This window comes from Pseudomonas tremae (genome assembly GCF_001401155.1).
Taxonomy (GTDB): domain Bacteria; phylum Pseudomonadota; class Gammaproteobacteria; order Pseudomonadales; family Pseudomonadaceae; genus Aquipseudomonas; species Aquipseudomonas tremae.
In genome coordinates this window covers 1-348 of the sequence record NZ_LJRO01000004.1, presented here as the reverse complement: position 1 = coordinate 348, position 348 = coordinate 1, and the positions used below count along the sequence as shown (strand labels likewise).

General features: G+C 59.8%; 1 pseudogene. It reads right to left on the bottom strand.

Features of this window, described 5'->3' with window-relative positions:
• Positions 1-22: 22 nt before the first annotated feature.
• Positions 23-348 (bottom strand): annotated as a pseudogene (locus ALO43_RS00020) (NADP-dependent oxidoreductase); the annotation flags it as partial.

Here is a 348-nt window from a genome sequence, read left to right as displayed (position 1 = left end):
TGAGGTGTCCGGCCCGCGAGCTTTATTCCACTTTCAAGATCAGCTTGCCCTGGTTCTCACCGCTGAACAGCATCTGGAAGGTTTCCGGGAAAGTCTCGAGACCGTCGACGATATGCTCCTTGCTCTTGAGCTTGCCTTCCTTGATCCAGCCCGCCATTACCTGACCGGCTTCAGCGAAGCGCTCGGGGTGGTCGAGTACGATGAAGCCTTCCATGCGTGCACGGTTGACCAGCAGTGACATGTAGTTGGCCGGGCCTTTGATCGCCGTGGTGTTGTTGTACTGACTGAGGGCACCGCAGATCACCACGCGCGCGCCGACCGCCAGCTGGCTGAGCGCCGCGTCCAGAA